Genomic DNA, 26,578 nt, shown 5'->3' with positions numbered 1-26,578 from the left:
TCTAATTATGCTAAACACGAAGGACTGATTGGTTCAAAGAACTTATACCCCAAAGAAAATTCGAAATGGCCCAGCTTCTCCGAACAGGTCTTTTCTCCATAAGTGGTTGAACGAATGGTTTCAACAATTTCGCTTGCCACATCTGCCAAACTACATTCGTCGTTCAATACCTTCCCTGCGTTGATATCCATATTTTCAATTAAGCGATTATAGTTCTCAGGGTTGGCCATAATTTTAATTACAGGAGAAATTGCAGAACCAGCTACTGATCCTCTGCCTGTAGTAAACAAAACACATTGCGCACCTGAGGCTATCAGTTCATTTATTTCTGAAATATCATTGGGGTTGGGAAAACCAAAAGTTAGATCACCGTCCGGAACAATGTCCATTAAATACAATCCCGGAACGGTTGGTCTATCGCCAGGTTTCAATAAACCAACAATAGGAGAAGACCCACTCTTACAATAAGCTCCAATTGATTTTTCCTCTAAGGTACTTAATCCTCCTTCCGCATTTCCTGGTGCGAAACTTCCATGGCCCATTGCCGCATAGTAGGCCCCTGCTTTTGAAATGATTTGTTTTAGAATGAGTCCCAATTCAGGTCTTGATGCTCGGCGTTGAAGATCTTCCTCAAGGCCTATCATCTCCCCGGTGTTTTCAAAAATAGTCGTTCCTCCTAGTTTCACAATAGTATCAAATGCTAAACCCGTTGCGGGATTTGCTGTAATTCCACTCGTTGCATCACTACCGCCAGATACAACACCTATAATTAAATCCTTCCATTCAATAGTGACTCTTGGAACCGTTTTGATCAACTTTATCGCCTTACTAATAAACCGTTTACCATGGTCAATTGCCTTTTGGCTACCACCAATCTGCTGGATCCCAACAAACTCAACAGGACGGCCTGAATGTTCAACAGAGTCTAATAACGCCTTTCCGTTAAAGCTTTCGCAACCCAAGGAAACCAATAATACTGCACCAACATTAGGATGGGTACAAAGCGCATCCATCATTTTCTGGGCGTACTTATTCGGGTAACAACCGCTAAATCCGATCACCTGAACCACCTGTTCATCGAAGCTTGTCGCAATTCTTTGAGCGACATGTCTTGCACATTCGACCAAGTATACCACAAGGACGACATTTCTAATACCGATTCTACCATCGACGCGTAAGTACCCTGATCCTAAAGGGATGCCTGAATTGTTATTTTGTAAATCTGTCATTTGTTGAATATGTTGGCAAATAATCACTTCTTAAATTATGTATATGAACATGATCACCTACTTTTATGTCCTGTGTAGCGGATCCTATAGACAAGCCAAACTTGATCACTTTTTCTTCTTTAGCTATATCCTGGGCGGCAATTTTATGTCCTCGAGCCAAATCGCACGGAGCGGATACCTTCATCCCAGCGATGCCTAAAGGTTCCCCTTTTTGTAAAGGGTCTTTTACAACATACACATTGTCTATTGCATGAATTTTAAAAAGCTTTTTCATTTTCATCGGTTTATGGTCTCAGTTTACTACCCCAAATAGCATACAATAATAAGTAGACATAGGAAGGAATACAGATAATGTAGGCGGATTGGTGTCCGATCTGCTCGGCTAAGAACCCGAACATCAGTGGAATTACAGCTCCTCCAATAATGCCCATCACCAACAAAGAAGCTCCTTTTTTAGTAAAACGGCCCAAATCTTTTAATGCCAATGGAAAAATAGTTGGCCAAAGTAGTGAATTGGCAACTCCCAATACAGCAACTAGATAAATGGACACCCCGGGCGGGCAAAAAACCAATACCAAGACGGTCAACATGCCAAGAATAGCACAAATCGCTAACCCTTGCCTTTGGGACATGTATTTCGGAATTAAGCTGACCCCGAACAAATACCCAGACACCATGCCTAAGGTTGTATACCAAACATAATTTTCAGGGTTTGAGAGTCCAAGGGCTTTCGCGTAATCGTTAATCGATCCTAAGGCAATAATTTCCACGCCTATATCAAAAAATATAGCAATGGCTCCTAGATAAAGGTGGGGGATCTGAAAAATTGAGGATTTTGTATTTCCATATATCGATAAATCAAACCTATTTTCAACTCCATTCCCCTCCCCTGGAGCCTTGATTTCAGGCAAAGGAGATACGTAAATCAAAAGACCTACCAATAAAGCTAATCCGGCAATACTGTAAAAAGGTATTTCAATGTGTTGAAGATCCACATGTTGAAGATCCAGAAAAAGTGCCAAAATAAAGGACGCACCAGCTAAGGCTAATTTATCAGCAATGCCCATCACGCTAATCCGTTTGGCAGCTGATTCAGATGGCCCCAAAATCGTTACATAGGTATTGATAGAATCAGTAAGCAAAGCCTGGGCAATTCCCAATATAAATAAGGCTACCAGAAACAAAATGAAACTAACGGAACTAGCCGAAAAAGCGACCAATGTGAAACCAATAGCCAATATGATAAAGGAGGTGCAAATAGAACGCTTATACCCTATTTTTTTTATCAATATTGCCGAAGGAATTGCAAAGACAACATAGGCTGAAAATGTAGCTGTCATGATCAGGTAAGAAGTGGATGTGTTTAGGGCAAAAGCCTCTTGAACAAACGGAATAAAATATGCATTTATCCCGATTGAAAAACCGAGGACGGCGTACATGAACCCAATGATGAATAAGTACAACCTATAATTTCTTACTGTTTGCGTGTGCATGTTTTTAGTTAAGTGCTATACGGATAGTTTTTCTGTTAAATACAACTTGATTCTATCCAAGGCCTGCTGACCAAATGATAAAGTGGCTTCTTTAGCCGATTGCGTGTACCATTGATTTTCGCTGAAATGATTCATATAGACCCCTTCAGGGCACACAGCCATCATCAACGCTGTTTCTAATTTTCCGGCATGATCAATTGGGAAATGTTGTTGAATATCCGGCGACAACAAAGGATATATCTGAATCCAGTTAAATGGATTATCGCCCGTCTGATGACCCTCATAATATTGGGAAGAATCAACCTTGCCCCACCAGCCTTCCCCTCTTTCACGTTCCAAGAAATCGAATAAGGTTTGTCGGGCAGCTAATTTGAAAGATAAATCGGTTGGCATACCCGCGGAAAAATTTTCACTTTGATGGTGAACAATAACGTGAATGTTCCGAAACCCAATCCTTAGCAAGTTCATGAATAATGAACTTGCTAAGGGCTGGAGAACCTCAGGCCGGACGTGTACACTTCCACGGCCCTCGGGAGCCTCAACCGCATAACTTGCCGCACCATAATAAAATGCGGGTAGACTAATAAAGGGAACTTCTGTTTCTATTTGCGCTAGGGTTTGCGTGATGACCAACGTATCAACACCTGTGCATAAGTGTTCTCCATGATATTCTAATACCCCCAACGGAAGAACAATTGGAATATTTTCGTTAATTGCCTTGCGAATTTGCGCAGGAATCATTAATTCATATCTCATAATTTCCTATTTAGAAGAACCTCTTGGCCTACCAACCAGCGTTCTGAATCAGGTTTCCATTTTTGTCAATTTCAACCTGAGGGATAGGCATATAGTACATTTTGTTATCAAACAGGACCGGTGTCGGATCAATTTCATGATAAGCGTAACTAAAAGTACCATTTGGATGTTTTGTGATGATAACTCCGTGAAATTTCTTGCCATTCAATACTGTTTCTGCTAATTTCCATCGTCTTAAGTCCCAATATCTTTTCTTCTCAAAACATAGCTCTATGTACCGTTCATTCCGAATCAAATCCCGCATCTGGTTTTTATTAAGGGATCCACTCACCAATTCTGTCGTAATTCCCGCTCTCTTACGCAAAGTGTTGAGAGCGGCATACACTGAAGCATCGGGAGCAGATAAGGCCTCATTTTGCGCCTCCGCATAATTTAATAGGACCTCCGCATAACGAAGTTCTATCCAAGGCTGATCACTCCCAGTACTGCCTGTATAGATTGTATTTTCAGGATTAGTCGCCTTTCGTGTATAATACCCAGTAATGGTATTATAAATAGTATTTTCTTTGGAAGCATCGTAATCTCTCCCACCCTGGTAGGTTTCCAGGGTGATCTCTCTTAAAGGAGGACCACTCGTAGTGCCTTTCATTTTCGAACCATTGAAAGCAATAAATGCATAGAACCGATTATCCCTTCCGATATACGGGTCCGCAGGATTATAATTTGATCCTGCATCATTGATTTTTTTTCCATTTTTCATCGGAAAAGAGTTAACCAGCTCTTGCAAAGGAGATAACTGTCCAGCATTGTTATTGGCTAAAATCAATGGCCTTAATCCCGCATCCCAACTGTGCTGCTTTTCAGGAAGCTTATATTGAATCTCGAAAATCGATTCGGAATGTGTTGCACTTCTGTCCAACCATATTTTATTCAAATCCGGATGCAAACTATATTGTTTCAAATCCATTAATTCCTTATTGGCCAGGGCAGCCTCTGCCCATAAGCCCTGCTCATTCTTCTCGTTATATAAAGGACTCGCGGCAAACAACAAAGCCCTTCCCAGTAATGCCATCGCGGACCCTTTTGATGCTCTTCCTCTAGGTGCGTTCTGGGGCAGTTCTTCTTTTGCTTTACGCAGTTCGCTAACGATAAAATCAAAGGTTTCTTGGGTTGTATTCCGTTTTACTTGAAGGTCATCATCCAAACCCTGAGGTTCACTTATAATGGGTACCCCACCATATCGTTTGACCATATCGAAATAAAGAAATGCCCGAAGAAATCGTACCTCTCCGGTCATTCGTGTTTTGGCCTCCTCATCCAGTGGTGCCTGGTCGATTTTAGCCAAAAATTCGTTCGTTTTTCTCACTTGTTGATAGGCCCAAAAATCCAGGGGATTTGAAATCTGATCCCATTGCCCACGCAAAATCTGGTTTGGTGCGTCTCCTGTATAATTACACCTGCCTTCGTCAGAGATATTATCTTGTGTATTTGAATATTCATATCCAGGACGATCATTATAAAGTTGATTGACCAATAACTCAATCAAATTGGGGTCTGACCAAACATCGTCTTCAGAAATTGCCGACGGGTTCTTTGGATCAAGAAAATTGGATTCACAAGCGCTCATTACGATGAACAGTGTAATAAGGATGGGGATATATGTATTGAATTTCATAATTTCTTTGATTAAAAGGATAACATTACTCCTAAATTATAATTGCGTTGTTGTGGATAATAATTACCTGCCCCAGTGGCAGCCTCAGGATCTAACTCTTTAATTTGGCTGATCGTAAACAGATTAAACCCGGAAACATAGAGTCTCATTTTGTTAATCTTGACTTTATTTAACCAATCAGAGGAAAAATTATAACCAATATCCATCGATTTTAAGCGCACATATCCTGCACGACGGAGCCAGAAATCTGAATCCCGGTTATTGATAGATCTGGAATCAACCCAAGCCAGCGGGTATTTCGCTCCTGAATTTTCCGGTGTCCATGAATCGACCAAATAAGAGAAATTATTGCTTGATCCTCCATTCAGATACATCACTCGACCTGCAGCAGTTAGCATAATATTCCGTTGAGCCGCCCCTTGAAAAAAGAAGTTCATATCCAATTTCTTCCAAGAGAGTGAACCATTGATACCATACATAATTCGAGGTTCATTACCATAGTTTGCAATAACCTGTTGATCTTGAATAGTAATGCTGCCGTCACCATCAATATCTGAATATTTAATATCTCCTGGTAAGCTTTTCAACCCAAATTGGTAACCGCCATACCAGGCATCTACCTCCTCTTTGGATTGAAACAACCCTATTGCATCGTACCCTGCCCGGTATCCGATTGGTCTGTTCAATTGTTTATTAAATTCCAGAGCATTCGCCGGGTCATCTATTTGCGTGACAGTATTCGTTGCATAAGAGCCTACCAATCGTATAGTATATTTCCAGTCGTTGAATGAATTTTGATGACCAATTGTAAATTCAACTCCTTTACTTTTTACTTTTGCATAGTTCTCATCAGGCAATTGCCTTCCAAAGGTTCCAGGTACCGACCGATCTTTGCTCCAAAGAATATCGCGTGTATTTCGATAGAAATAATCAACCTCGAAATCTAACATTGAATTCCATAAACTCCACTCTAGTCCAATATTCGTATTATCTTGTTTTTCCCAAGTAATATTATAATTTGGATAGACACCATAATCTATTTGAGGAATCGCCTGACCATCTACAATCGGACCTGCACCTGTGATAATCGAATAGCTTTCTATAAACTGATAGGCACTCACCCGGTCGTTTCCGATTAAGCCTTTAGACAATCTCAGTTTCAAGTTGTTGATAAACTTTAAGCGGTCATTGTTCTTAAAAAAGGGTTCTTCTGATATACGCCATCCCGCAGAAACCGCTGGGAAAAACCCAAATCGATTGTTTTTTGGAAAACGATAGGAACCGTCGTATCGAAATGTTCCCTCAAAAAGATATTTTCCATCAAAAGCATAATTTACACGACCAACCACAGATTTTCTGGCATCGGTAATATATCCCCGACCATCAATGGATTGGTTGTTTGGACCACTGGCAAAAAACTCATCTTTAATATTCGAGATGAAGTCCTCTTTTCGCGCATTGAAATTTTTACCCTTTGAGCCATACTGTTCATAAAGCAACATACCGGAGATATTGTGGTTGTTAAAATCTCGTGCATAATTTAACGAAATATTATACGTTGTATTGGTCAGTGCGTCAAAACCTTCGCTCAATGATGTTCGACTACCCACCATCTTTTCATTGGTAATATTGCCTTGCTCATCTTCGTCATACATCGTATAAGGCATAGCAAAAATCTTGTTCAGGCTATGTTGCTTATAATAGGAAAAGTTCCCGTTTAGGGTCAAGCCTGAGGTCAATACGTCCAATTTTTGATTAAAAAATAAGGTCCCTTGAAATATATCGTATTCTTGATTCTTATAACCAGAATTTTTGATCATTTCTACTGGATGAGACGCTGTGGTGTTGGCTGGTCTTCCGCTCGGATGATAAGCCACCCTGGTTGGAGAAACATTGATTACTCGGTGAAAGATATCGGATGCATCCCAACTTGGAGAATCAAATAATTCCTGCCTTGCTTCAAGATTCAACCCGACGGTTAGGCTGTTGGTAATGGATGCATCAATATTGGATCGTATGTTATATCTTTTGAAACCAATATTATCGTAAATTCCGGTCTGATTTAAATAGCCGAAGGATCCGAAATAACGAACGGATTCGCTACCCCCTTGGAGGGATAAATTATGTTGGTTCTGCGGACTACGCTCTTTAAAAGTTTCAGCATACCAATCTGTACTCCTTTGTCTGAATTTTTCTAGTTCATCATCAGTGTAGAAAAAATTAGCCTGGGCGGGGTTAGAAGGGTCATATCCCTGGTTATAGAATGCTTGATTACGTGTAGTTCCATACTCATGGGCATTCATTAACGTCGGATATTGAGTAGGCTCTTGCAGACCAACCATCCCTGAATAAGTAAGCAGAGGCTTTCCGATTTTACCTCGTTTTGTGGTAATCAAGATCACGCCATTTGCTGCTCTGGCTCCATAAACAGCTGCCGCCGAGGCATCTTTCAATACCGAAATACTTGCAACCTCATTTGGATCTATATTTCCAAAACCATCCGAGCGGATGATTCCGTCCACCACGATCAATGGATTATTATCATTTAATGTACTCAATCCCCTGACACTGATTTTAGAACCGTTACCGGGTCTACCATCGCTGTTCACCGAGGAAACTCCAGGCATACGTCCTCCAATCGCATTGGACAGGTTATTGGTAGGCGTTCGTGCAATTTCTTCGCCACTTACAGTCGCAACAGATCCGGTAAGGTTGATTTTCTTTTGCGTCCCATATCCCACCACGACTACTTCATCCAGATCGTCGACCAGTTCCACCAGCGAAACATTAACCGCTGTTCTATTATTTACAGGAATTTCACGGCTTGTATATCCCATTAATGAAATAACAAGGACAGGGTTCTGCGTCTCGTACGATACCACAAATTCACCTTTATCGTTGGTGGACGTTGCGATTTGCGAATTTTTTATACGTATAGTTGCTCCTGCCAGGGGGTTTCCTTGTTGTCCACTGACCACACCGTTCACTGTTTTTTGTTGGTTTTTACTCCCTTCACTCGGCTGATTCTGAGAATTATTATTCCCTACGGCCACTTCTTGCATAGGCTTAATAACGATAATATCATCTTGAAGTTCCCATTCCACACCCTTACCCCGCAACATAGTGCCCATAGCCAGTTTTAAGTCCATGGCTCGAACATCTATATCCACGCGAAGTTCAGCTAGGGCACGACCATTGAAAAAAAACTGTTTGCCTGTTTGTTTCTGAATGCTACGCATCGCCTGAATCAAGCTTATACCTTTACCCTGCAAGGTGACCTGCTGAGCAAGTCCTTTTGCTGAGACCGTGCAAATGCTTAATAGCGTTAATAAAGCGATTAATTTCATCGGTAATAAAATTAGCTTCACTAAAGACCTTAATCGGCCTTTAACAATTGAATAAAAAATCATAATTTTAAGTGGTTTAAATCATGTTGAAAATAATTGGCTTTTTCCTATTGTCCAATTGCTTAAAAATTGATTTCAATCATGTCCAAGTAGTGTTCCAGCACTATTTGGACTCTTTTTGAAATTCTTGAATTCTTTTTTTCATAACTTGTGAAAAGATTAAAAAAATGGGCATTGCACATCTCTTCATTATTTTTTCACAATTAATCTGTACGCATCATTCTGTCGTTCCATTCTAAATTTGACGCCTCCTTTTTCTAAAATTTTCAATACGGTTGAAAGTTTATTAGACCGTTTAATTTCTGCAAAAAACTGTGTTTGTGGAATCGCGCCTTCATAGCGTATCTCGAAATCATACCATCTGCTTAAGACTTTTAAAGCTTCACTTAAATCAGTATTATTAAACACAAACATATTCTCCTTCCAGCCCAATACATCTTCTACATTCACTATTCCTTTGGTTATTTTTTGGCTGCTGTTAACTGATTGTTCACCAGGAGATAAATATAATCCTTGGATATTTTTATCGCCAGGATGTACTTTAACCCGTCCATGCAATAGCGTGGTCTTTTCTGAAATATCTTCCTGGTAAGCCTGAATATTAAAAGCCGTGCCTAACACTTCGACGGTTTGATTCTTCGTTTTAATATAAAAAGGAGTTCGCTCCTGAACTGCTCCTTTATGATGATTTTTAGCGATCACCTCAAAGTAACCCTCACCCACGAGTTCAACAACTCGTGCCGTATCCCGGAATTTCAATGGATATTTAAGTGTACTGCCTGAATTAAGCCATACTTTTGTTCCATCAGAGAGCATAATTTGATAGCTACTTCCTTTAGGAACTAGCAGAGTTGCTGTCCTAGCCTCATTCAGTCTCTGGTTTCCTTCCAATGCAGACCCATCCGTATACCGCAGCTCATCGCCCACCTTTATACCTGATTTTGAAACATTTAATACTATTGAACGGCCATCATCAAAGCTCAGAATTGCGTTTGAGGAGGGGGCAGAAATTTCATGTACAACTTGAATATTAGACCCTACATTTGAAGGGCTAAGCACAAAGAATAAAGTGGCAAATGTTCCAATTAATAAGGCAACGCCTGCGATTTTTAAATACGTGTATTTGTTTATTTTGAGCGTGCGCTTTGACTGTTTATTAATTTTTAAAAAAGTTTTCTCTCGAAGTTCCCTTTCCCATGATGACTTATCGGATTGATCCAGATTAATTTTCCGAATTAAATCCTCCCAGAGGGTCCCATCGTCCTTAATCTTATCCATAATTTGGTCATAATATGGATTTTGAGTACGCCAATCTTCAAGAATCGTATGCTCTTCTAAACTGATGCTTCCATCAATTTTCTTTTTCAAAAGGGTTATTATTTCTTCAAGATCGTACATTGGTTTAAATGGTATTTGACTAGAAACGGAATTCTACATAAAACCTTAGTAATTATTTTTATTTTTTTATTTTTTAGACTCTCGGCATGTAACTTCTGGAAAAAACAGCTCCTCTCAAGCTAGAGATATTTACAGGATTTACACTGAATCGAGAATAAAACCCTAAATGATGGCATCGTTAAACAGGGGTCCGCTTTACGGTTTTTGGCAATTCGGCACCTTTACCGAAGGGGATTATACGAAAACCATTTCGCTAATTACGCAAACGTTTGTGGAATCTGATTGCTTTAATATTTACCTATATTGTGTCCTTATTTACCTAGTAATGAACATTAATCTACTTAAATTCTGCTCCAAATTCTTTTTGGGATTGGCAATTAGCCAGGCATCTTTTGCGCAGTCAAGGGTTGAAAAAACATTCAACGATGGCTGGAAATTTTACAAAGCAAATAATTCGACTTTCTTTACTGATTTCAACAACGGCCAAAAATATTCAGAGAGCCAAGGGCAATGGACAAAGCTCGAAATCTGGGAAGACGTGAACCTCCCGCATACCTTCAACAAGGACGACATGCAAAAAGACCGAAACTTCTTTGAAGGAAAGGCGGTTTATCAAAAGACCTTTTCTGTCTCGGCTGATCAAAAGGATAGGAGAACTTTTATCAAATTTGAGGGTGTAGGGGCAGTAGCACAGCTTTTTATAAACGGAAATTACATAGGGGAGCATAAAGGAGGCTATTCTATGTTTGTGTTTGAGATTGGCAACTCGATCGACTATGAAAAAGAAAATACCATTACTGTAATCACAGATAATAAGTCAAGAAAAGATGTAATCCCAATCAATCAATTCTTGTTTCCTGTTTACGGAGGAATTTATCGCCCGGTACATATCATTAGCACGAATAAAACCAGTTTTGTGGTGACTGATCAAGCGTCTCCCGGAATCTTTATCAGACAAAAAAATGTTTCCAGCAAGCAGGCTGATATTCACATTGAGGCAAAATTGGAAACCAAAGAAAAAAGTATCAAACAGGCCGAACTGGTTATCGAAATAAAAGATCACCGAGGGAAATTAGTTCAATCTGTAAAACAACCTGTCAAAATCAGCCCACAAGGTGTGACCTATATTGCGCAGCAGATCAAGATGAAATCTCCTCATTTGTGGGATGGAATAAGGGATCCCTATTTATATTCATTAACAGCAAAGCTTGTCGCCGGTGGAGAGGAACTAGATGCTGTTGAACAACCTCTAGGCGTACGAAAGATCGAGTTGATTGCTGGTAAGGGTGTTTTCCTAAATGGAAAAAAATATCCGATGTATGGCGTAACAAGACATCAAGATCGAGAAGGGTTTGGATCGGCATTGTCTTTTCAACAGCACAAAGAAGATATGATGTTAATAAAAGAGATGGGAGCCACGACCATACGCTTGGCGCATTACCAACAGTCTTCAGATATGTATTCCCTGGCAGACTCTATCGGACTCTTGACATGGGCAGAAATTCCTTTCGTAAATCGAGTATCGTACTATGAAAACGATAATGCGAAGCAGCAAATGTCCGAACTCATTAAGCAAAATTTCAACCATCCTTCCATCTATATTTGGGGTGTTCATAACGAGGTGTATTCAACAACAGCCGATCAGCAAGTTCCAGTACTCTCTAGAGAACTGAATGATATTGCCAAAACATTAGACCCCGATCGATACACAGCAGCCGTAACGGGATATAATGTAATCGACAGGCAAGAAAACTTAACAACGGACGTACAAGGAATTAACCATTATTTCGGCTGGTATGGCGGTAAGATTAATGATCTCGGTCCCTGGGCAGAAAAAATACAGCAAAACTTTCCCGAATATAAAATCATGCTCTCAGAATACGGGGCGGATGGAAACATCGATATAGGAAAAGAAACGATTGAACCTCCCACTGACGTAATTTCTGGAAAGGCGTTTGCGGAAAATTATCAAACTGAAACGCATATCCAGCAATGGGCAATCATTGAGAAAAACCCAATCATTTTAGCTTCCTATCTATGGAATGCTTTTGAATTTGCTGTTCCTGCTTGGAATCGTGGTGGGGTAAATGCAAGGAACTTAAAAGGCTTAATTACCTTCGATAGAAAAAGGAAAAAAGATTCGTTCTATTGGTATAAATCAAATTGGAATCCAGAACCTATGATTTATCTGGCCGGAAGAAGAGACAACATGCGTACAAATAGCCGCACCAAGGTACAGGTCTTTTCCAATCTTGCTCCAATCAGCATTTGGGTAAACGGGAAGGAATATACAGCTAAACAAGGTGTTAATTCAAAGCATTGGGTTGTAGAAGATATACAATTGCAAAAAGGAAAAAATGAGATTAAAGCGCTCGCAAAGAATGGAGATTCGGTGTTAAGCGATGAAATGATATGGACACTTCACTAAAACTTAAAAGATGAAAAAGATATTAAAATACACATTACTTGGTTTATCAACTATTTTGATGAACCAGGTTGTACATGCACAATGGACAGGTCCAAAAGTGAAACCTAGCGTACGCAAAGAGGTTAAATACGGCCCCATTACCCCAAAACATAGGGAGGATGCACAAATGCAAGCCTTTAGAAACTACGGACTGGGACAATTTATACACTGGGGTTTATATGCCATCCCAGGGAATGAATGGGAAGGAGTAAGCGCAAGAAAAGGCGCTGCTGCATCAGAATGGATACGTACTTGGAGCGGCCCTAATGCACCCAAGAATTGGAAGCAAACCTACGACAACTTATATAAACAGTTTAATCCAAAGAGTTTTGATGCAACAAGTTGGGCAAAACAAGCGAAGGATATGGGGGCCAAATACATGATTTTCACAACTAAGCATCACGATGGCTATGCCCTTTGGCCTACCAAATTCTCCGATTATAACATATCAAATTCACCTTATAAAAAGGATATCGTAAAAGAAGTGGTGGATGCCTATACGGCCCAAGGTATAGATGTCTATTTGTATTTTTCCGTTTTAGAATGGAATAATCCAAATTACATGTCTAAAGAACCAAAGACCCCAGAAGAAAAGAAAAAATTCGCACGGTTTCTTGAATATACAAAAAACCAATTATTGGAACTTTTGGAAAACTACCCACAGATAAAAGGATTTTGGTTTGATGGAACTTGGGATCAATCCTGGGTTAAATCACACGAATTTACCTATAACCTAGAGAAAGAATTGCGAGAAAAGCATCCAGGCTTGATTATTGGATCCAGATTTAGAAATGATGAATTCGGCAAGCGTCATTTCGACAGCAATGGAGATATTTTAGGAGATTATGAACAAGGTTGGGAGCGAAAATTGCCTCAAGAATTTGAATGGTTAGATGGAAATGATTGGGACGCGGTGATGACGATTCCTCCTAATGGATGGGGATATATGAAAGACTGGTCAGGCCTTTATACCAAAACCACCGATGATTTATTGGATATGCTCATGCATACCGTTTCATTAAACGGAAATTTTGTGTTGAATTTTGGTCCTGATGGAGACGGAAAAATGCATCCTGGTGAAGATAAAATTGCCCAAGAATTAGCGGCTTGGATGAAGATCAATTCGCAAGCGGTATACGGCGTTAGACATGTGGATTTACCTAAGACAAAATTGGGCTACTATACACAAAAAGACAGTACACTATACCTGACAGTTTTCAATCGACCAGTCAATAATATCGCAAGAATCGCCGTCTCTAAGAAGGCGAGTGAAGTTCCTGTGAAAGCCAGTTTGTTGGCTAATGACATGCAGTTGGAGGTAACACATGCTGACATTGGTCTGGACCTGGATAAGAACACCTATTATGACATTCGTATTCCCAAAGATTTTAGATCAGACAGGGCCTTTGTGATCAAAATACAAATGGGCAAACCCGCAACCGATACCCAGAAACTCATGGATGCTAAAATGTAACTAATCCATTTAAAAGATAACAGCAGAAAGGCGATCAAATGTAATGATCGCCTTTCTGTTTTCAGAAATGTCTGTTCGTAAAACTGATAGTGAAACTTAGCATAGTGAGATATAATACTAATTCAGGGATTCCTATCAAATTGTAAAAAGCAAAGACAGGTGAGTCAAAATACACGGATTCACCTGTCTTTACGATTAGATTAACGTGTGTTTGAACTCTTCGCTCTTGAGTTGATGAGTATAAGTGCATTCAAAAGATCTACCTCAAGCAAAGGGATCCAGCAGATCGTTTATTTTAGTTTTTTCAACCTTGTTAGTCCCTCCAGGTAATAGTAATCCGCATAATTCAGCGGAACATCAATTTCCGAATTATGTGGTAAACTACCAACACAATGTTTAATAAGGAACCCTGCATTACTTTTATAATCCGCGAAATATTCGGGCGAGGAAAGGGTTTTTAGGGTTTGCTCTGCAAAATTCAGGAACAACTCTTTATCTTTTCCTTTGGAAAAGCCGGCAAGCTCCACCAATGCAGATGCAGCAATGGCAGCCGCTGAGGCATCTTTGGGCATCGTCTTCAATCCACGTCTCGAAAAATCTACATCTGATTTATATCCTTTTTCCTGGGCGTTAAGGTCCCAATAAGGAATTTTATCTTCAGGCAAATTATGGTGATTAATATAGAATTTAGCAGCCTTTTGAGCGGTCTTGAGGTAATCGGGCTTCTTGGTTTCTCTATACATCATGGTAAAACCATAGATGGCCCAAGCCTGTCCACGTGCCCAAGTGGAATTATCCGCATATCCTTGGCTAGTCTGTCTATGGATTGGCTTTCCATCCTGACCATAGTCTACCACATGATACGTACTGTAATCCGCTCGGAAATGATATTTCATGGTTTGATCGGCATGACGAATGGCGATTTTTTTATACTTTGGATCACCCGTTAACTTGGATGTATAGCATAACATTTCCAAATTCATCATATTATCGATAATTACTGGATAATTCCAAACTGTACGACCATCCCATGACTTCGTTTTATTCCAGGACTTAATAACGCCCACTTTTTCATCATATCTCTTTAATGCAGTGTTCGAAGAATGGACGATAATGTCCTGATATGCTTTGATTTTTAGCGGATCTTTTAGATATTTTAATGCATTGCCATACGAACAGTACATAATGAAACCAATATCATGATGCTGATCTAAATCTTTTGCTTTTTCCAATGCTTCTGTCCATTTAATCGCCTCAGATTTTATATCCTCGCTACTGGATTGCTGATAGAGATACCACAGAGAACCTGGAAAAAATCCTGCGGTCCAATCCCACTCATCGGTACCAATCAATTGTCCAGTTTTTGAGTGTGTTCTTGGAAATTTCTTTAAAGCGTCGGCCTGTTGACTTAAAAATTGGTATTGTTTCTCCGCCTTATCGAAACTGCTTTCTATAAAATCCGGCGGTTTGGGCGTCATATTCATAAACAAGATGGCAGATACAATGACCGAAATTGAGGTAATTTTTAGCATATTCATTTTTATTTTCACTATTGGTTGTTAATATGTAACGTGGTAATCTCTTGGGAATTTCTCTCCAGAGAATGCTTTTTGAGAAGTCCATTTTTCATTCTTACTGGTCCAGAATTCATCATTCGCAGGTAATCCCAAAGGAAGAAAGGATAAAGAAGCTTCGTATAATGAGCCGACATTGGTATATGAATCAGCGATATTTCCTTGCTGGTCAGATGTCAGACCCAACACTAACCAACCTTTTTCATCATAGATATCGTGACTGTATATATTTTTGAGCACCGCCGTTAATGCTCCCCGGACTTGCCCTGATGAGAGCTCCTGTGGTAATTTCTTGTCCAGGGCTACGGCAGCTAATGGTTGAAACGCCGCATTCCGGTAGGTCGAGCTCCGACCTATGACTGGATAAAAGCCTTCTGGAGAAATCATACGTTCCAGGTGATGAGCGTATCGTTGCATTCGCTTATAAGCACGATCGTATTTTTCTTGATAACCAGATCCTGCAGAAAGATTATGTTTTAGGGTTTCCACCAACATACAATGGATGATGTAACCGTTATAATGATCAAAACTAAAGCGAGCTCCGTCACTATACCAGCCGTCTCCTACATACCACTCTGTATCAAACTTTTGGATAGCATAGTCAATTTTTTGTCGCTGTGGCTCCTCGCCCACAGCATACAGCAATGTTTCTGTCAGGGCTGAAAATAAAATCCAATTATTTTCGCCTGGTTTTATCCAACGTATGTATTTGAATTCCTGGATCACTTGTTTTTTTGTTTCAGTAGGCAAAGGCTCCCATAAGCTTTTGGGCGCTCTTAAGAAAGCCAAAGCTAAATGGGCGGCATCAACAAGGGTTTGTTTGGCAGGATCTCGCCAGGCAAAATAATCTGAAGATTGTGGATTTACCGCATGCTGAATACCCAATAAAGCCTGCTTGAGAAATTTATCTCTTAATAAGCCTTCGGGACTTTTATCCCCTGGAAGCGCCAGCCATGGAGCCATGCCCGCCAACAGCCTTCCAAATGCTTCAAGATAACCTACACGTGGGTTTCTAGAATCAAAAGATTCGCTGACTACCATGGGCATATTCTTTTGCAACATTCCCTTGCTGATATGATCAAGGATAGGAGTGGCCATTTTACTTATTATTGACACCCAGTAGTCACGATCATCGTTGGTGAGTTTGCGTTCTGCTTTTGTTTTAGATGAGATAGCATGGCTATTGGTTGCGCCCAGGGAGCATCCCCCCAGCAGCAATCCAGCCTGTTGTAACCAAATCCTTCTTTTCATCTTTTTTTAGTATATGTATACATTTAGATCAGGTGCCAAGAGTAGGTTGTATAGAAACTCTTTAAATTTTGGTTCCCCCAAACTCAATCTCACCTTATACCATCTCGGATGAATTCTTAACACGCTGCATTAAACAAGAATCTCTTTGCTTAACGATTGCGTTTTATTCTCAATGTTTATCCGAAAAGGTTCAATATTAGTAGCCCCTAAATTACTTCTTAATTGCTTTCAGCAATGAAATAATCACGAAAACGATTTCTTATCGTTAAGCAGGATGTTCTAGTTTTCGTATAGTGTTAGAAAAAGAGAAAGATCACCTTGAACTGAATTAAAATGCCTAATTTAGAGCACAGAGAACTCTTCAACGTTTAAAAAAATGTGCTTAATTCAATCGGATTGCTCAGATAAAAAATTGAATTTGTTATTTTAACTAATATGAATCGCATAACCCTCAAAGAATTAGCTAATAAATTAGACCTGTCGATATCTACGGTATCAAAAGCGCTAAACGATAGTTTTGAGATTAGCGAAGAGACAAAACTGCGGGTACGCAAGATGGCTCAAGAATACAATTACAAACCTAATATCTTAGCGAAAAGTCTAAAAACTGGACGGAGCAATACCATTGGAGTCATTATTCCCTACTTGGCGAATCCTTTTCAATCCCAAATCTTAGAAGGTGCGCATCAAGCGGCATTCGATCACAATTATAAGCTTGTATTTATGCAAAGTCGTGAAAATGCTAAGCTGGAAGAAGAGTCTCTGGAAGTTCTCCATCAACAAAATATTGATGGGGTTATCATCAGTCCTTCAGCCAACAGTAACCTAAAATCCTTAAGACAATTCAATCAGCTATTTCCTTTGGTCCTGGTCGACCGGATAGATTTTGAAATCGATACCTTTAAAATTGGCGTGAATAATGAAAAAGGAGCTTTTGATGCAACGCAACATCTTATCGATTTAAATCGGCAAGATATTCTGGTGCTGTGTGGTAGAAATATAGGGGTTAGTGAAAAGCGAATTTCGGGGTACAAAAAGGCATTAATGGCAAATTATATCCAAAACGAAAAAGAAAATATCATTCAGGTTGATTATGGACAGTCTCGGGAAGATCTGATCAAAAATCTAAGCCCGATCTTGGAAGAAAAAATTAAAAAACATACCCTTCCTATTGGACTTTTAGGAACAACAGACACGTTGACGGTAAGTTCTCTAGGAATTTTATCAAACTTAGGGGTTATCGTTCCTGATCAGGTAGCGGTAATCGGCTTTGCCAATACGGAGGCTGCGGAATCCTTGAATCCTTCACTTTCTACCATCATCCAACCTGCCAGGGAAATTGGATACAAGGGTGTTGAGAAACTAATTCAATTGATTGAATCCAAAAATCGATTCCAAATAGAATTCGATACCATTATGCTAGACACCACGATTATTCTTCGTAAATCCACTAAAGCTTAACGGCCTTCATACGCGGAACTAAAATCTTCATGATGCACCAGGCGATCAAATAGGCAAAACCGCAGAAAATAAAGACAATAAAATACCCTTTATCAATGCCATTTACCACCGAAGACCCATTATCCGATAACTGCTTTAGAAATTCTTCCACATTACCTACATTATGTCGCTCTAAGAATGACTCTTTGGAGACTGGGTTGGCGATTTCCGGAAATTGACCCACCAAAAGCTTTCCATTAACCTCACTCCAGTGGATTTGGGCATAGTCGAATAATTTGCCCGAGTAAATATTAATAAAAAAAGAACCTAGCCCCCCCGCTAAACCGCCTATCCCTGTGACGGTAGCAATTGCTGTTTTAGGGAACATATCGCCAACCGTCGAAAAGATGTTCGCTGACCACGATTGATGAGCAGCCGCACCTATACCGATCAATACCACTGGTATCCAAAAAGAAATATGCCCATAAGGCAATACCAGCAACACTAGTAATGGAAAAAAGGCGAAGATTAACATCGCTCTCATTCTGCCCGCATAAGGATTCATTCCCTTACTGATAAAGTAAGAAGGCAACCATCCCCCAATGATCGATAGCATCGTAATACTATAAAGTACAAACAAAGCCAATTGTCCATTTAAATCAGATGATTTGACACCATATACAGAACTTAAATAGGCAGGCATCCAGAATAAATAAAACCACCAAACCCCGTCTGTCATAAATTTACCTACCGCAAAAGCCCAGGTTTGCTTAAACCTTAAGCAGTTTAAAATAGTGACTTTACCATTAGAAGCTACAATTTCAGCACCAGAGGGCTCTCTTTCTAAGTCATCATCCTGTTGGATGTACCTCAACTCAGCTTCGTTTACTTTGGGTTGTTCCTCTGGCTTTTCATACAAGTAGATCCAGAATCCCATCCAAACAAACCCCAAAGCACCAATGATGATAAACGACATCTCCCATCCCCACCATTTGGCGATGACAGGAATCAGCAAAGGAGCTGCTAATGCGCCAATCGTCGATCCGGCATTAAAAATACTGGTGGCTAGAGCTCTGTCTTTTTTCGGAAAATATTCAGCTGTTGTTTTTATCGCTGCTGGAAAATTCCCAGCCTCACCTATGGCTAGAACAAAACGAGCAAATATAAACAGCACAATGCTGACATTGACCACGCGTCCTACATCATGAACCCTGGCAATAGCCTCTTTTGCGCCTTCAAATCCCACAAACCATTCTCCTGCAACAATTCCTGAGGTGGCAATACCACAAAAGGCATGTAGAATAGCCCCTATAGACCACACTCCAATAGCCCATAGAAAGCCTTTTTTAGTATTCATCCAATCGATAAATCGACCAGCAAATAACATTCCCACAGCATAGAAAACGGAAAATAAAGCCGTTATTAATCCATAATCATTGTTTGTCCAGTGAAATTCAGGAGAAATAAAATCCTTCCAGGTTAATGATAGTACTTGTCTATCTAGGTAATTAATGGTTGTGGCAAAAAATAACAATGCACAAATCGTCCATCTATATTTTCCTGCTTTTTGCTCGTTCATAAAGTGATGGTAACGGTTAAGAAATATAGGTAGACTAAACTTGAACTAAAAAAAATCTTTCTTTTAGTCAACTCTCTTTTGAAGCGTACCTATCTTTTTAGTGTTTATAATATTTCAATTTTATAAATTAAATCACGAAATATAAAACAATAGTTACGCTATCGTTTTCGAAGCATGGCGGATTGGCCTGGATATCGAGGAAATTTTAATTGTTGATATCTTGGCTAAAATTCCGTTAATTTTATGAGATTAAACCCTAGAAATCGAAATCGATTTCGCAATTTAAAGTGCATTGAGAGCGCTGGGAATACTATCTTAAACAAATTTAACTGATGTTGATATGGAAATTACTTTTGAGAGCAGGTATGCTATCGGCCCGAACGAAGCCAAAAATCTAACGACTAAAGGGCTCCGTGAGAACTTTTTAATTGATACATTGTTTTGGAACGATCGAATTCATTTTGTTTATACTCATTACGACCGTTATATGGCAGGTGGTGCCATGCCTGTGGATAAAAAGCTGAAGCTGGAAACAATTGATACTTTGCTCAAAGAACCTTACTTTTTGAATAGACGAGAGTTAGGCATTATTAATGTTGGCGGAAATGGCCAGATAGAAGTAGATGGAGAGATCATTGATCTGGGGACCAAAGAAGCGTTGTATATTGGAAAAGGAGTAAAAGAGGTCTATTTTAGCAGTATGGATACAGCAAATCCTGCAAAATTTTACATGAATTCGACACCTGCTCATCATTCTTATCCAACAAAGAAAGTCACAAAAGAGCTGGCTAATAAAATTGAATTAGGTTCCCCTGAAACCTCAAACCATCGCATCATTAATCAGATGTTATTGCATACTGTCATCCAAACCTGTCAATTACAAATGGGTATGACTGAACTAAAGGAGGGCTCCGTTTGGAATACCATGCCAGCGCATACTCATGAGAGGAGAATGGAGGTCTATTTTTATTTCGAGGTGCCTGAAGGACAGGCCGTGTCTCATTTTATGGGGCCAATTGATGAAACACGTCACATTTGGTTAAAGAATGAACAAGCCGTAATTTCCCCTCCTTGGTCAATACATTCGGGTGCAGGCACAAGCAATTATACCTTCATTTGGGGGATGGCAGGTGAAAATATGGATTATGATGATATGGATAGGTGTGCAATAAATGATTTGAAATAGCATGAAAAGCTTATTTTTTGTTGGTTTACTTTTATTTGTAGTCACCTTTTGCGGATACGCTCAAAAACATATACTGGTTAAAAATCCGACACAGCATGCTCGAAAAGAAATCGTATCTATTCCATTCGTACAATTCAAAAAACATTTCCAAGTTGATACCATTTTTACCATTAAGGATGCTCAGGGAAAAATCTTCTCGCACCAGTTGGAAAAATTGGGTGGGAGGAATCCAATCAATGTGTTGATTTTGGTCGAGATAAGTCCAAACGAGGTCCTCTCATTACTTGTCTCCAAGATTGCCAATCCTGGCTCTGAATCTCAAGTGTATGCACGCTATGTACCCGAACGGTTTGACGATTTTGCTTGGGAAAATGATGTTGTTGCTTTTCGCATGTATGGAAAAGCACTAGAGGGAAGAAAGGATAACGCCCAAGGGATAGATTTCTGGGCAAAGAGAACCGATGAACTGGTTATAAATAACTGGTATAAAACCGGGGATTATCACCAAGATCACGGCCAAGGGCTTGACTATTATTCGGTGGGCCAAACTTTGGGACTTGGGGATATTGGACTCTACCTAAACGACGATTTGCAGTACACGAAGCATTATCGCCACTATACCATTTTAGACAATGGGCCTATCCGAACCACCTTTAAGTTAGATTTTGATCCCGAAGTGATTCAGGGACAAGAAATCACCTTAAGCAAAACCATCAGCTTGGATGCCGCAAGTAACTTCAATAAAATAACCATTGATCTTAAAAATTCTGCAAGTCCTACTACCCCTATCGCTATTGGACTTGTTTTAAGAAAAGAAGCAAACCCCTTATTAACCATAGGCAAGAAAAACGAGTCCATCGCTTATTGGGAGCCTGAAATTAATGCCAATGGAAAAACAGGTGTGGCTGTCATTCTCCCAGCGGGTAAGGCGAAATACGACCAAACCCGGGCAGAGCAAATTTTGCTGATTACCCAATCCACAAATGGCCAGCCATTGACCTACTACAATGGCGCTGCCTGGGATCGGGCGGCAAAAATAACGACCCAGCAGGCTTGGAATCAAACCGTCCAGAAATATAAAAACAATCTACAGAAACCCTTAAAAGTTCGCTTAAAATAAACGATATGACTATATTCAATTCATTTAATTTAACTGGGAAAGTGGCGCTTGTCACTGGATGTAAACGAGGCATAGGTAAGGCTATGGCAGAGGCATTGGCGGAAGCTGGAGCAGATATCATCGGCGTATCCCAAAGTTTAGAATTGAAAGGCTCCCTTGTCGAGAAATCCGTCGAATCCTTAGGACGAAAGTTTGCGGCTTATCAGTGTGATTTTTCAAACAGAAAGGATTTGTACCGATTTATTGCTCAGGTAAAAAAAGATTATCCTATTATTGACATACTGATCAATAATGCAGGAAATATTCTTCGCAAACCCGCCGTTGAACATCCAGACGAATATTGGGATCAAATTATTGAGATCAACCAAAATGCACAATTTATATTAACGCGCGAGATTGGGAAAGAAATGGTTGCTAGAAAATCAGGAAAAATTGTATTTAGTGCATCATTGTTATCTTTCCAAGGGGGTATAAATGTCCCAGGCTATGCCGCTTCAAAAGGTGCTATAGCCTCCTTAACCAAGGCTTTTGCCAACGAATGGGCGAGCCAAGGCGTGAATGTCAACGCCATTGCACCAGGGTATATCGCAACGGACAATACACTAGCTCTGCGGGGCGATAAAAATCGTTCAAACTCCATTCTTGAGAGAATCCCTGCAGCTAGATGGGGAGAACCGAAAGATTTCAAGGGTCCAATCTTATTTCTAACCTCTGAGGCCTCTGATTATGTCCATGGGACTATTCTGACTGTGGATGGTGGTTGGATGGGCCGGTAATACGTTCCAAAGCATCCATATTACAATTAGAACTGCTTTTATTTCAGAGCGCTGCTCTGTAGACATTTGGCAGCTACTTTGGCGGCAAGACGCTAGAGATATAGTGCCGATCTCAGGGATAAATAAACAAGATAGATTAATGTCCTAGAGCCAGTTGTTAGTCTTACATAAAGGGTGTAAAATTGCCAGATTCTACTACCCTTTTAATACAATTTTTTTTTAAAAACTAACCTTCTCAAAAGGACCTACATACCAGAATCAGAACACAAAAATCAGCCAAAATATTCGCAACATTTAAGAATAACCTAAGGTTTCAAAGAGAATACAACCTCAAACAATATGACCCTTTTGAGAAAGCCAAAACTATAGGTCATTTTACAAAAAAACGGTTTGTAACGAAAACGTTTTCACGGTTTACGCAATCGATTTCATGCAATAAATAATTGAAAGTGATTGTTTTATGGCGTTTATTTACCAATAATTTATAAATCTGAAATCAGAATTTGATTTAGTCTTATCAAATACTATTAATCATTAATAACCAACAAAATGAACTATTTTCAAGCCAAATTAACGATTAAATCAATCGGGTTTAATTGGAAGTTTGCATTACTGTCATCCTTGTTGTTGAATACGGAATATTTGCTGGCAAGCAAAATAGAACACTCCGATTTAATAACCTACAACTATGACAGTCAACAGCAAACAATCACCGGAAAAATTATAGACGATAAGGGACAACCTCTTGCTGGTGTAACGGTTTCCGTAAAAGGGACAACAATTTCAGTCAGTACAAATAAAGCTGGTGAATTCGCTATCCAGGCTCCCTCAGCAAGTGCAATTTTAACGGTTAGCTCGTTAGGATTTCAGACAAGAGAGATACCCGCCAGTTCAGCCGCAAACATTACCCTCGTACCCTCACAGGATGTCCTGGAAGAAATCGTTGTTGTGGGTTTCGGTACACAGAAGAAAAAAGATTTAACCGGTTCAATTACACAAGTAAATGCTGATCAGATCGGGAGCAGGCCGGTGGCAAATTTGGGACAGGCATTAAAAGGCTTAATTCCGAATTTGAACGTTTCAGTCGGAAACGGATCACCAAATGCCTCTACAAGTTTGAACGTAAGGGGCACGACTTCCTTGAGCTACAGCACGGATGATAAAAAATACGTATCCAGCAATGGCTCTCCTTTAATCTTGGTAGATGGAGTTCAAATGGATTTCAATAATTTGAACCCTGAGGATATCGAGTCAGTAACTACCTTAAAAGATGCATCAGCCAGTGCTATTTACGGAGCAAGAGCAGCCTTTGGTGTAGTCTTGATTACCACAAAGACAGGGAAAAGGGGACAAACGAATGTCGACTATTCTAACTCTTTTCAATGGAGTAAAGCTACAGCGATTCCAGATATCATGAATGCTTACGACTTGCAAGATGCCTATATCAAGGGTTTTGCGCTTCAAAACGGTCAAACGGCTGGTCAGTTGGAATTGGACAAGTTGGAAAAAATCAAGGAATACATGGCCAATCCTACGACCACAGATCCTTATTTTCTGGATAGCAAAGGGAATCCAATTTGGATTGCGAACATCAATCCTTATGAAGAGGCTTTAGCCGCATCATCGCCTATGCAGAAACACAATCTTTCCTTTTCTGGTGGTAATGAAAAAGTGACTTATTATACTTCTCTAGGGTACCAAAACCAATCAGGTATTTATAAATTGAATACTGATAAGTTGAACCGATATAACATGGTTGCCAACCTAGGAGTTAAAATAAATGATTGGTTTAAAATTGATACAAGGAACAATTATTCCTTTAAAAAATACAGTGAACCAGTAAGTCCAGGAGGAAAAAGTGGTTGGTGGACAGCGCTCTCTCACGAACCATCGAGAAACGTAAACATGCCATTATTTACTCCTGAGGATTCCCCTGTTGGTAAAATGTATACGGATAACATATTATCTTTTATGGATTATGGTTCATCAAATAGAGACAATGATGAAAATATGTTAATCCTAGTTAACCCAACCATCACCCCGTTACCAGGGTGGAATATTAAGGCTGATTTATCCTATAAAACAGTAAACTCTCACAATAAACGTGTCATCCCCTTATTAAACAGAGTAGAACCGGGTAGTTGGAAGGTGGTCAATTCTCATACATCACCTTCGAGTATTTATGATTTTAGATCACGCTCAAACCAGTACACCATAAACATCTATACAGACTACAGTAAATCCTTCAGTTCAGGACACAGTATTTCGGGTGTACTAGGGTATAATCAGGAATGGTATGACTACAATGCTTTATGGGTTGACAAAAAAGATATTTCTGAAGGAGTTGATTTCATCAATGGCGCGAGTGGACAATTAACTGGAAATGACGATTTCTTGGACTGGGCGGTACGAGGCCTTTTCTATAGATTATCGTATGATTATAAAGGCAAATATTTGATTCAATCCAATGGCAGATACGACGGTTCTTCAAGATTTCCTAAATCAGGTCGTTTTAAATTTTTTCCCTCCTTTTCAGCGGGTTGGATAATCTCTGAGGAAAATTTTGCCAAAGATTGGAATCCATATATTTCATTTTTTAAATTAAGAGGTTCTTATGGTAGTATCGGTAATCAGGATGTTGGTTATTATGATTATATTCCAACCCTCTCTCAAGAACAAAACATTGCCTATGAATTTGGTGGTGTCAGACCTAGTTATATCAAAGCTCCGAATCTAGTAGATGCTAATTATACCTGGGAAACCGCTACCACGACTAACTTCGGTGCTGATATTAATTTGTTCAGAAACTTTGAAATCAACTTTGATTGGTACAGAAGAATCACAAGCGATATCCTAACAGATGGAGCAAGCTATCCCGCAGTGATTGGCGCACTGGCGCCTGTAAGTAATACTGGAGAAATTCAGTCTCAAGGCTGGGAGTTAATTGCAAAATACAAAAACGAAACCACTTCGGGCTTGGGCTACGATATAGCTTTGACCATTGGAGATTATAAATCAAAAGTTACCACCTATAAAGGAAATGACAACTACTTGTTGAGTAAACTGTTTTCCGGAGCTGTAGTAGGAGACATTTGGGGCTATGAAACCTATGGTCTTTTTCAAAACCAGGCTGAAATTGATGCCGCGAATCCAGCTGAATCCCAAAAAAGTCTTAATAAGCTATGGTACCCAGGCGATGTAAGGTATGTAGACTTGGATGGTGACGGAGAAATCACTACTGGAACAAATACCCTAGATAATCCTGGAGATCGTAAGATTATCGGGAATAGCACGCCACGTTACTCATATGGGTTGAATGGTAATTTGAGGTATCAAGGATTTGACTTTAATATCTTCTTACAGGGAGTTGGAAAAAGGGATGTCTGGATTGGCAACAATTTGTACTGGGGTGCCGGAGCTACAGGAACCTATGATATTTACAGAGATTCTTGGACACCAGAAAATACTGGCGCCAAGTTCCCGGGCTATTACAATGCCGGTAAAAACAGGCAAGTTCAAACAAGATTTATCGAAAACGGAGCCTATTTGAGAATTAAAAATATCTCACTTGGATATACTATTCCAGCTCAATATACGGAGGCCATTAAGTTTAAAAGGATTAAACTTAATGTATCTGCTTTCAATTTGTTTGAATTTAAGAAAGTTCCAAAAACATTTGATCCGGAATTATTAAGTATGAGTTATCCAATTATGAAATCTTTCGCATTTGGAATTCAAGCAACATTTTAATCA

Annotated in this window: 17 protein-coding genes; 7 read left to right on the top strand and 10 right to left on the bottom strand. The window is 39.7% G+C overall.

Features of this window, described 5'->3' with window-relative positions; translation table 11 throughout:
- Positions 1-5: 5 nt before the first annotated feature.
- The 7 genes from AC6CHH_RS01420 to AC6CHH_RS01390 all read right to left on the bottom strand — a co-directional run bounded on the left by AC6CHH_RS01420 (position 6) and on the right by AC6CHH_RS01390 (position 9,958).
- Positions 6-1,229, bottom strand: a complete 1,224-nt coding sequence (locus tag AC6CHH_RS01420) for a UxaA family hydrolase (RefSeq protein ID WP_498278963.1) — start codon at positions 1,227-1,229, stop codon at positions 6-8.
- Positions 1,210-1,503, bottom strand: coding sequence for a UxaA family hydrolase (locus AC6CHH_RS01415; RefSeq protein WP_498278961.1), 294 nt, complete (start codon positions 1,501-1,503; stop codon positions 1,210-1,212). Before AC6CHH_RS01415 ends, AC6CHH_RS01420 begins: the two co-directional genes overlap by 20 nt.
- Positions 1,504-1,513: 10 nt before the next feature.
- Positions 1,514-2,722: an MFS transporter gene (locus AC6CHH_RS01410; RefSeq protein ID WP_498278959.1), complete on the bottom strand. Its 1,209-nt coding sequence runs from the start codon at positions 2,720-2,722 to the stop codon at positions 1,514-1,516.
- 15 nt (positions 2,723-2,737) lie between these two features.
- Positions 2,738-3,478, bottom strand: coding sequence for a creatininase family protein (locus tag AC6CHH_RS01405; RefSeq protein WP_498278957.1), 741 nt, complete (start codon positions 3,476-3,478; stop codon positions 2,738-2,740).
- A 28-nt stretch (positions 3,479-3,506) separates the two neighbouring features.
- Entirely contained in the window at positions 3,507-5,153 is a 1,647-nt protein-coding gene (locus AC6CHH_RS01400) for a RagB/SusD family nutrient uptake outer membrane protein (RefSeq protein ID WP_498278955.1), read from the bottom strand.
- An 11-nt stretch (positions 5,154-5,164) separates the two neighbouring features.
- Positions 5,165-8,563, bottom strand: a complete 3,399-nt coding sequence (locus tag AC6CHH_RS01395; protein WP_498278953.1) for a TonB-dependent receptor — start codon at positions 8,561-8,563, stop codon at positions 5,165-5,167.
- A gap of 186 nt (positions 8,564-8,749) precedes the next feature.
- Positions 8,750-9,958 (bottom strand): FecR family protein, encoded by a 1,209-nt coding sequence (locus tag AC6CHH_RS01390; RefSeq protein WP_498278951.1) that lies wholly within the window; start codon positions 9,956-9,958, stop codon positions 8,750-8,752.
- A gap of 325 nt (positions 9,959-10,283) precedes the next feature.
- Between AC6CHH_RS01390 and AC6CHH_RS01385 the strand changes: the two genes are divergently transcribed.
- Both AC6CHH_RS01385 and AC6CHH_RS01380 read left to right on the top strand, forming a co-directional pair.
- Positions 10,284-12,386 carry a glycoside hydrolase family 2 protein gene (locus tag AC6CHH_RS01385; protein ID WP_498278949.1) on the top strand — a complete coding sequence of 701 codons (2,103 nt, stop codon included), beginning with the start codon at positions 10,284-10,286 and terminating at the stop codon, positions 12,384-12,386.
- Positions 12,387-12,396: 10 nt separating this feature from the next.
- Positions 12,397-13,899: an alpha-L-fucosidase gene (locus tag AC6CHH_RS01380; protein WP_498278947.1), complete on the top strand. Its 1,503-nt coding sequence runs from the start codon at positions 12,397-12,399 to the stop codon at positions 13,897-13,899.
- A gap of 290 nt (positions 13,900-14,189) precedes the next feature.
- Here the strand turns inward: AC6CHH_RS01380 and AC6CHH_RS01375 are convergent, their stop codons facing one another.
- A complete protein-coding gene (locus AC6CHH_RS01375) occupies positions 14,190-15,437 on the bottom strand; it encodes a glycoside hydrolase family 88 protein (RefSeq protein WP_498278945.1) in 1,248 nt (415 codons plus the stop codon).
- A gap of 21 nt (positions 15,438-15,458) precedes the next feature.
- The gene (locus tag AC6CHH_RS01370) at positions 15,459-16,724 is read right to left on the bottom strand and encodes a DUF2264 domain-containing protein (RefSeq protein ID WP_498278943.1); all 1,266 of its coding nucleotides are present in this window, start codon (positions 16,722-16,724) and stop codon (positions 15,459-15,461) included.
- Positions 16,725-17,159: 435 nt separating this feature from the next.
- Here AC6CHH_RS01370 and AC6CHH_RS01365 point away from each other — a divergent pair, with 435 nt between their 5' ends.
- Entirely contained in the window at positions 17,160-18,185 is a 1,026-nt protein-coding gene (locus AC6CHH_RS01365; RefSeq protein ID WP_498278941.1) for a LacI family DNA-binding transcriptional regulator, read from the top strand.
- Here AC6CHH_RS01365 and AC6CHH_RS01360 read toward each other — a convergent pair.
- Positions 18,175-19,743, bottom strand: coding sequence for an MFS transporter (locus tag AC6CHH_RS01360; protein ID WP_498278939.1), 1,569 nt, complete (start codon positions 19,741-19,743; stop codon positions 18,175-18,177). The genes AC6CHH_RS01365 and AC6CHH_RS01360 overlap by 11 nt on opposite strands.
- A 340-nt stretch (positions 19,744-20,083) precedes the next feature.
- Between AC6CHH_RS01360 and kduI the strand changes: the two genes are divergently transcribed.
- The 4 genes from kduI to AC6CHH_RS01340 all read left to right on the top strand — a co-directional run bounded on the left by kduI (position 20,084) and on the right by AC6CHH_RS01340 (position 26,575).
- Complete coding sequence (gene kduI / locus AC6CHH_RS01355) at positions 20,084-20,929, top strand: 5-dehydro-4-deoxy-D-glucuronate isomerase (RefSeq protein ID WP_498278937.1); 846 nt, start codon at positions 20,084-20,086, stop codon at positions 20,927-20,929.
- A gap of 1 nt (position 20,930) precedes the next feature.
- Positions 20,931-22,049: a BT3233 family polysaccharide utilization protein gene (locus AC6CHH_RS01350; RefSeq protein ID WP_498278935.1), complete on the top strand. Its 1,119-nt coding sequence runs from the start codon at positions 20,931-20,933 to the stop codon at positions 22,047-22,049.
- 5 nt (positions 22,050-22,054) lie between these two features.
- The gene (locus AC6CHH_RS01345) at positions 22,055-22,825 is read left to right on the top strand and encodes an SDR family oxidoreductase (RefSeq protein WP_498278933.1); all 771 of its coding nucleotides are present in this window, start codon (positions 22,055-22,057) and stop codon (positions 22,823-22,825) included.
- Positions 22,826-23,374: 549 nt separating this feature from the next.
- Entirely contained in the window at positions 23,375-26,575 is a 3,201-nt protein-coding gene (locus AC6CHH_RS01340; protein ID WP_498278931.1) for a SusC/RagA family TonB-linked outer membrane protein, read from the top strand.
- Positions 26,576-26,578 lie beyond the last annotated feature (3 nt).

Source organism: Sphingobacterium sp. GQ94, assembly GCF_059758715.1.
The sequence above is the reverse complement of the archived record's forward strand: the minus strand, read 5'-3'. Positions and strand labels throughout refer to the sequence as shown.

Bases quoted from the DNA above. Each gene is read 5' to 3' on its own strand.
- AC6CHH_RS01350 (WP_498278935.1), top strand. From the start codon at position 20,931: ATGAAAAGCTTATTTTTTGTTGGTTTACTTTTATTTGTAGTCACCTTT.
- AC6CHH_RS01340 (WP_498278931.1), top strand. From the start codon at position 23,375: ATGAACTATTTTCAAGCCAAATTAACGATTAAATCAATCGGGTTTAAT.
- AC6CHH_RS01365 (WP_498278941.1), top strand. From the start codon at position 17,160: ATGAATCGCATAACCCTCAAAGAATTAGCTAATAAATTAGACCTGTCG.
- AC6CHH_RS01415 (WP_498278961.1), bottom strand. From the start codon at position 1,503: ATGAAAAAGCTTTTTAAAATTCATGCAATAGACAATGTGTATGTTGTA.
- AC6CHH_RS01360 (WP_498278939.1), bottom strand. From the start codon at position 19,743: ATGAACGAGCAAAAAGCAGGAAAATATAGATGGACGATTTGTGCATTG.
- AC6CHH_RS01375 (WP_498278945.1), bottom strand. From the start codon at position 15,437: ATGAATATGCTAAAAATTACCTCAATTTCGGTCATTGTATCTGCCATC.
- AC6CHH_RS01410 (WP_498278959.1), bottom strand. From the start codon at position 2,722: ATGCACACGCAAACAGTAAGAAATTATAGGTTGTACTTATTCATCATT.
- AC6CHH_RS01395 (WP_498278953.1), bottom strand. From the start codon at position 8,563: ATGATTTTTTATTCAATTGTTAAAGGCCGATTAAGGTCTTTAGTGAAG.
- AC6CHH_RS01400 (WP_498278955.1), bottom strand. From the start codon at position 5,153: ATGAAATTCAATACATATATCCCCATCCTTATTACACTGTTCATCGTA.
- AC6CHH_RS01380 (WP_498278947.1), top strand. From the start codon at position 12,397: ATGAAAAAGATATTAAAATACACATTACTTGGTTTATCAACTATTTTG.
- AC6CHH_RS01405 (WP_498278957.1), bottom strand. From the start codon at position 3,478: ATGAGATATGAATTAATGATTCCTGCGCAAATTCGCAAGGCAATTAAC.
- AC6CHH_RS01370 (WP_498278943.1), bottom strand. From the start codon at position 16,724: ATGAAAAGAAGGATTTGGTTACAACAGGCTGGATTGCTGCTGGGGGGA.
- kduI (WP_498278937.1), top strand. From the start codon at position 20,084: ATGGAAATTACTTTTGAGAGCAGGTATGCTATCGGCCCGAACGAAGCC.
- AC6CHH_RS01420 (WP_498278963.1), bottom strand. From the start codon at position 1,229: ATGACAGATTTACAAAATAACAATTCAGGCATCCCTTTAGGATCAGGG.
- AC6CHH_RS01385 (WP_498278949.1), top strand. From the start codon at position 10,284: ATGAACATTAATCTACTTAAATTCTGCTCCAAATTCTTTTTGGGATTG.
- AC6CHH_RS01345 (WP_498278933.1), top strand. From the start codon at position 22,055: ATGACTATATTCAATTCATTTAATTTAACTGGGAAAGTGGCGCTTGTC.
- AC6CHH_RS01390 (WP_498278951.1), bottom strand. From the start codon at position 9,958: ATGTACGATCTTGAAGAAATAATAACCCTTTTGAAAAAGAAAATTGAT.